General features: G+C 58.5%; 4 protein-coding genes and 1 tRNA gene. 1 reads left to right on the forward strand and 4 read right to left on the reverse strand.

The annotated features are described in order from the left end of the window. Positions 1 to 17 precede the first annotated feature (17 nt). From IG617_RS06970 to IG617_RS06985, 4 genes are all read right to left on the reverse strand, one after another. A complete protein-coding gene (locus IG617_RS06970) occupies positions 18 to 1,310 on the reverse strand; it encodes an RsmB/NOP family class I SAM-dependent RNA methyltransferase (protein ID WP_192108471.1) in 1,293 nt (430 codons plus the stop codon). A 53-nt stretch (positions 1,311 to 1,363) separates the two neighbouring features. Then, positions 1,364 to 2,866 carry an IMP dehydrogenase gene (gene guaB / locus IG617_RS06975; protein WP_192108472.1) on the reverse strand — a complete coding sequence of 501 codons (1,503 nt, stop codon included), beginning with the start codon at positions 2,864 to 2,866 and terminating at the stop codon, positions 1,364 to 1,366. Positions 2,867 to 3,056: 190 nt separating this feature from the next. Beyond that, entirely contained in the window at positions 3,057 to 3,764 is a 708-nt protein-coding gene (locus IG617_RS06980; RefSeq protein WP_192108473.1) for an RlmE family RNA methyltransferase, read from the reverse strand. After that, on the reverse strand, positions 3,761 to 5,146 hold the full coding sequence (locus IG617_RS06985) for a Ppx/GppA phosphatase family protein (RefSeq protein ID WP_209008299.1): 1,386 nt from the start codon (positions 5,144 to 5,146) through the stop codon (positions 3,761 to 3,763). The genes IG617_RS06980 and IG617_RS06985 overlap by 4 nt, the downstream gene beginning before the upstream one ends. 725 nt (positions 5,147 to 5,871) lie before the next feature. On the opposite strand from IG617_RS06985, the gene IG617_RS06990 reads away from it, so the two are divergent. Next, positions 5,872 to 5,945: transfer RNA gene (locus IG617_RS06990), tRNA-Gln, on the forward strand. The last annotated feature ends 866 nt before the right edge of the window (positions 5,946 to 6,811 follow it).

Below are 6,811 nucleotides of genomic sequence, written 5' to 3' on the forward strand. Positions count from 1 at the left end.
GGGACTGTTTGCTGGACTTATGACTCTCGTTTCAGAAGCGCGAAGAAGAAACCGTCGGTGTCCGTCGATGCTGGCGTAAGCGTCAGTTCGCCCCGATCGGAAATATAGGTCGGCAGATGATCCGGGCCGAACATCCTCGCCCAGTCGTCGACAACCGGAACCAGCTTGAAATCCTCATTTTCTGCCAAAAAACGCGTGACCTGATCGGCGTTTTCTTCCGGCAGAAGCGAGCAAGTTGCATAGGCTATCCGGCCGCCTGGCTTGACGAACATGCGCGCGTTTTCGAGAACCTTGCGCTGCTCTATCAGACGGTCTTCAAGGGCTTTTTCCGTCAGCTTCCACTTGGAGTCCGGACGACGACGCCAGACGCCTGTGCCCGTACAGGGCGCATCGATGAACACGAGATCCATCTGCCCTTTCAGCGCCTCGAGATCTGAGCTCGCCGGATCTTTGACCTGGACATTGCGAACCCCGGAGCGTTGAAGGCGCTCATGGATCGGCGCCAGACGAAGGCGATCAGCGTCATAGGCGTAGATCTGCCCTTTGTTCTCCATGGCAGCTGCCAGCGCGAGGGTCTTGCCGCCGCCGCCGGCGCACAGGTCGAGAACCTGTTCGCCGGGTTTCGCTCCCGCAAGCGCTGCCGCGATCTGGCTGGCCTCGTCCTGCAATTCGAACCAGCCTTTGCGATAGCCCTCCTCAGCCTGGACATGCGGCATGCGGCCTGCCCCCGGCTTTGGCGCAATTCTAAGAGCTGTCGGTGTGATGGTGGTCGCCTCGGCACCTGCATGCGCCAAGCGCTTGTGCAATTTTTCGCGGTCGGATTTCAAGGTATTGACGCGCAAATCGATTGGAGCTCTTTGCGCGAGCGCCCTGCCCTCGACCACTGCCTCTTCACCGAATTGCTTTTCAAAAGAGCGCCAGAGCCATTCGGGCACATCGGCTGCGTCATGTGGAAGTATTTCATCGGAAACGTCAGCTTTGAGCGCGGATTCTTCCGCTTCGCTCAAGGCATCAGGTGTATGATGATCTTCGGAAAGGACCGTCTGCAGACGTTCAAGACCGTTTCCCCAAGTCAGCACATAGGTTGCCAGAACCAGCAGACGCGGATCGCGGCTGCCGACACGGGCACCGATGCTCGCCTTGTGCCGAAGTGCATCAAAGACCAAATTACCGATGACCGTACGGTCGCCAGATCCGGCAAAGCGATGGGACGCACCCCAATCGCGAAGAGCAAGCTGCACTGGCCGATGGCGATCGAACACCTCGGAAAGAACTTCAATTGCAGCAGACAGACGGCCGCCATCTTTCATGGACTGAACTCCAAAGCGCCGGCCTGCAACGCGCGCAGGCCGGGCCAATTTCTTTAAAGGCTAGACGGGTAATTCGGGCTTTCGCGCGTGATGGTCACATCATGCGCGTGACTTTCGCGCAGACCTGCGCCTGAAATCCGCACGAACCGAGCTTTTTCCTGATAATCGGCAATCGTCTTTCCGCCAACATACCCCATGGCAGCTCTCAGTCCGCCAGCAAGCTGATGCAAGACGCTGGACAAAGATCCCTTGTAGGGCACCTGGCCCTCGATACCTTCCGGCACGAGTTTCAGGCTGTCACGGACTTCCGCCTGGAAATACCGGTCGGCAGATCCTCGCGCCATAGCTCCGACAGATCCCATACCCCGGTAGGACTTATAGGAGCGGCCCTGGTGAAGATAGACCTCGCCGGGACTTTCCTCGGTGCCTGCCAGCAATGATCCGACCATGACCGAGGACGCGCCGGCTGCAATGGCCTTGGCCAGGTCGCCGGAATACTTGATGCCACCGTCAGCCATCACGGGCACATTGTGCTTGTCGGCTTCGTTCACCGCTTCCATGATCGCGGTGAGCTGCGGCACACCAACGCCGGCGACGATGCGGGTGGTGCAAATGGAACCTGGACCGATACCGACCTTGACGCCATCGGCGCCTGAATCGATCAGCGCCTTGGTGGCTTCAGCGGTTGCAACGTTTCCGGCAAGAACCTGAACCGAATTCGAAAGCGCCTTCACCTTGCTGACCATGTCAAGGACACGCGCAGAATGACCATGTGCCGTGTCGACGACGACCATGTCGACACCGGCATCAATCAAGCGCTCTGCACGGTCCATGCCTTCCTCGCCGACGCTTGTTGCGGCGGCAACAAGCAAGCGACCCTGAGCATCCTTGGACGCGTTGGGATTGAGCTTGGCCTTTTCCATATCCTTGACGGTGATCAGACCGATACAGTTATGATCCTTATCCGTGACCAGAAGTTTTTCGATCCGGTGCTGATGCAGAAGCCGCTTTGCCTCTTCCTGGCTGACGCCGTCGCTGACCGTGATGAGGCCTTCCCGGGTCATCAGCTCGGAAACAAGCTGAGCGGGGTTTGACGCAAAGCGGACATCGCGGTTGGTCAGGATGCCAACAAGGCGGCCCGTGATCTGGCCACCGACGCCGCCATTTTCAACGACTGGAACGCCAGATATGCCAAAGCGTCCCATGAGGTCCAACGCATCTTTCAGCGTCGCGTCCGGCCCGATGACGAGCGGATTGACCACCATGCCGGACTCGAATTTCTTGACCATACGGACTTCTTCGGCCTGACGATCGAGCGACAGGTTCCGATGAATGACGCCAATGCCGCCGGCCTGAGCCATGGCAATCGCCAGGCGGCCCTCAGTCACGGTGTCCATCGCAGACGAGATGATCGGCAAATTGAGTTCGAGATCGCGGGTGACGCGAGACCGCAGGTCTGTCTGCGCCGGCATAACCTCGGAGTGACCGGGGATCAGCAGGACGTCATCGAAGGTCAGCGCTTCGGCGCCGGTCGATGGAACAAAGAATGAAGCCATGGCCAATTCCCCTTGAAAAAATGCATAAGAGGGACGCAAGACCTTGGCTGTCTTGCATCCGTCGAGTCGCTTCGGCAATGCCGGAGAAGTTGGCGCGGGTCAATAACATGCAGGTGACAGGATGGAAAGCCTGTCTGCTTGAAAAACCAAATTTGCAGCCGTTTAAGTGCTCAGCGCGGCCTGAACCTGATCACTCTCTGTCCTGGTCGGACCCACGAAAGCCCTTGGCGATCACATAAAGCTCCGGACTTTCCTTGCGGCTCGCGGGCGGCTTCACATGTGCAACCGACTTGAAGTCACGTTTCAGATCATTGAGCAGCGCACTTTCCGTTCCGCCTCGAAAAACCTTGGCGAGGAACGTTCCGCCCGGCACGAGATTGCGCTGTGCAAAATCGATAGCGACCTCAAACAGGTGGGTCGTGCGCAAGTGATCCGTCTGCCGGTGACCCGTTGTCGGCGCTGCCATATCGGACAGTACGACATCCGGCCGGTGTCCGCCGAGCGCTTCCATCAAGGCATCTGGAGCATCGTCATCCAGAAAGTCCTTTTGGAGAAAGATCGCACCGCGCACATGATCCATTTCAAGGTAGTCGATCCCGACAACCTTGGGCGCGTCAACCGAAGACTGAACCTTTGCAGCAGCCACCTGGCACCAGCCACCTGGCGCAGCTCCGAGGTCAACGACGCGATATCCCGGCTTCAGAATGTTGTGCTTCTCGTCAATCTCGAGAAGCTTGTAGGCTGCGCGGGAGCGGTAGCCGTCGGCCTTCGCCCGGCGTACATAGGGGTCGTTCAGCTGGCGGTGCAGCCAACGTGTCGAAGATTCCCTTCGGCCTGCAGCGGTTTTCACCCGCACTTTCAGCCCGCGATCTCCGGTTCCCTTGCTCCTGCGTGTCATTTTCTGCCTCTTTGGCGTCCGTTCCGACGGCCGTGTGTTTTTCTTGACCACACGCCATCTGCAGCCATCAGTTCTGTAAGAATACCTTCGCGAAGTCCCCGGTCCGCAACTCTCAGCCGCGAGCAGCTCCAGCGCCGCCGAATTGCCTCGAGGATCGCACAGCCTGCGAGCACGAGATCCGCGCGGTCCGCGCCGATGCAGGGGTTTTCGACCCGCTCCTCGTAAGGCATTTCCCTCAATCGATCAATCATTGCACCGACCTGATCGTCCTCAAGCCAGGCACCGTCCACACGGCGCCGATCATAGCGCTTGAGACCCAGGTGCACACCGGCGAGCGTCGTCACAGTCCCCGACGTACCAAGCATATGGACCTTACCGGTGGCAATTGCATGAGTCAGATCGTCGCCGAGGTTGAAATCTTCAAGGTGCCCTGCCGCATCCGCAACCATGGCCTCGAAAACCTCATGGGTGACATCGACGCCGCCATGGCGCTCTGCAAGGTTCACGACGCCGACCGGAAGCGATGTCCAGGACCGGATGAAACGGGTCAAAGCAAAGCCGCGCGCGCCGCAGCGATTGCGCAGGTCGAGCCAGACGATTTCCGACGATCCACCGCCAATATCGAACAAGATGACACCATCAGCCTGTTGGTCGACCAGAGAAACGCAGCCAGCGACCGCGAGGCGTGCCTCCGTTTCCCGGTTGACCACCTCAAGCGCAAGACCGGTCTCCTTTTGCACCCGGGCGATAAATTCATCTCCATTTTCCGCCGCGCGGCACGCCTCAGTCGCAATCAAGCGCGAGCGAAGAACGCCGCGCTCGGCGAGCTTGCGATGGCAATTGGCCAAGGCATCGATCGCGCGCTCCATGGCCGCATCGCCAAGACGCTTGTTGGCGCCCACGCCTTCGCCAAGCCGGACGATCCGGGAATAGGCATCGACCACCCGAAAGCCGCGTTCTTCCGGCCGGGCGATCAACAATCGGCAATTGTTGGTGCCAAGATCAAGTGCGGCATAGAGGGTCTGCTCCCCCTGATCAGAGGCTCTGCGGTGAACTCTGGGCCCGCGCCCGTTTTTATGAGCTTCCGCCCCGGCGGGCGCTCTTGCCCGCGTCGGCTCAGGCAACTCCTCAACATGAGGCTGTGGCCCGAGGCCTGGAGCGATACTATCCTCGACTTTATCGGCGACTCTATCGTCTAGGTGGGATCTACCTAGAGGCACAGTGGCGGGAGTGCTGTCACGAAGGCCCACGTCTGCACGTGTGAAGACGGACCGCTTGCCGCCCCGGCGCCGCTTTCGACGTTTCGGTTGCTCGCTTGAGCCTGACTCTGCGAGCGCCTTTTGAGGATCAGCAATCTGGTGACTCGCGGCTGATGACGGCATCCGCTCTCCGCCGTGCGCCGTGCTATCGGCGGCAGAGGAAGTGCCCCGATTCTGAGTATCTGACTGTAAGGTTGCTTGCTGCGCATTTTCCTGCGGACGATTCACCTGCGCCCCGCGTTTGCGCCGTCGCTTGCGCGCCGCCGAGCCGGTCGCACGCTGGTCGCCGTGCCCCTGGCCCTTCGGGTGTCCACCTGTCGGTCCGCCTTCTGCGCGCCCTGCCCCGCTGTTACCGGCGGCCCCTTCAATCTGTGAAGGGACCTGTGGCGCCGGTTGCCCCTGCGGGGCCTTGGATGCACCACCGCCGCGCTTCCGGCGACGTCTGGACGCGGCCCGTTTTCCACGGGCCGAAGAAACTGCGGACGTTTCAGGGGAACCTTGCCCGGTTTCGGGCGGTTCCTGACCTGAATCTGTCACGTCTTAGCCTTTCGAGGCGCAGTCGACGTTAGCCAAGCATGCCGTCAACGCGCTGATTTGTATCGTTGGGCCAACAGTAACAGGTTGTGCTTGGGCCGCATAGCGGCAGATCGCATTTCTGACGGGGCTAATTTTCTACGCTGAAAATCAGGCGTTTAGACCACCTTTAAAAAAGTTCGATTGCGCTGTTGCATCCCGGACCGTATTGGATGTATATCCCCGTCACCGTCGGAGCTTCGCCTCCGCGCGCCTTGAATGGACGTCACCTCTCGCAGGCGCCATTCAATCGGGTTGTTCAACGAACCCGGCATTGGGGAATAGGTTAACGGTAGACCCGCAGACTCTGACTCTGTTAGTCCTGGTTCGAATCCAGGTTCCCCAGCCAATCTCGCAGGTTTTCCAATATCTTAGAGCGCATTCACCTGCTCTAGAATGCCCCGCTTGCCCTCTTATTGTGTAGTGTAGCGCGCAAGTTGTAGCGCGCAACTTCGTTTGGCAAAACGCGCAACTTCACTTGGCATCTGATAAAAATATCAGCTGAGGTGGGCCCACGGTCCAGAGCCGATTTCCGTCCAACCTCGTTTTGCCGGTCTGTGATCTGTCATATCTGTAATTAATCCCGTCGAGAGCGTCTATCGTTCGCCCAAACCATCTAATTGAGTCCTCCCCTTGGAAACTCAATCATGGCGCCTGCTTACCGAGGTTTGTCTCTCGCTGATAGCATTCGGTGAGCCACCTGCACGGACCCAAGCTCTTGCGACCTTTTGCGCGCCGTATTGCGCGCCGTTTTCGTTAAACCACCGCTTCAATGTCGTGGACATTAATGCCATATGGCTATCGCGGTCTTCCCTCTCAAGTTTCGCCACTGCATAGAGCCAAGACTCATAAATAAAGCCAGCGTTTCGCTCGGAACCATGGGAGTGCAACCATTTGGTTAGAGGTACCTCGATTTTTGCAACATAGGCGGAACATTTATGGCGATCGAACTTGGCTGCTGCTACAAACCATGAGTGATAGACAAACCGTGCCCTATCGTCCGTGCCATGTATGTCCAACCATTTGGCTATGCGACTTGAAACCTTGTCGATTTGAACGGAACAACTCCTTGGATTGAGTTTTGCCGCTGTGACCTGCCACGGGATTTTTCCTCCACTGTCGATTAGAGTCCGACCCAATTTGAGGACGGACAATGAAGCGAACAAGATTCACGGACGAGCAGATCATCGGGATCCTCGCCGAGCATGAGGCGGG

Origin of the sequence: Roseibium polysiphoniae (assembly GCF_014842925.1) — a bacterium.
GTDB classification, from domain to species: Bacteria; Pseudomonadota; Alphaproteobacteria; order Rhizobiales; family Stappiaceae; genus Roseibium; species Roseibium polysiphoniae.

What these genes read in the sequence shown, in the direction of transcription:
- IG617_RS06985 (WP_209008299.1), bottom strand. Translation starts at nt 5,146, where the DNA reads ATGCCGTCATCAGCCGCGAGTCACCAGATTGCTGATCCTCAAAAGGCG.
- IG617_RS06970 (WP_192108471.1), bottom strand. Translation starts at nt 1,310, where the DNA reads ATGAAAGATGGCGGCCGTCTGTCTGCTGCAATTGAAGTTCTTTCCGAG.
- guaB (WP_192108472.1), bottom strand. Translation starts at nt 2,866, where the DNA reads ATGGCTTCATTCTTTGTTCCATCGACCGGCGCCGAAGCGCTGACCTTC.
- IG617_RS06980 (WP_192108473.1), bottom strand. Translation starts at nt 3,764, where the DNA reads ATGACACGCAGGAGCAAGGGAACCGGAGATCGCGGGCTGAAAGTGCGG.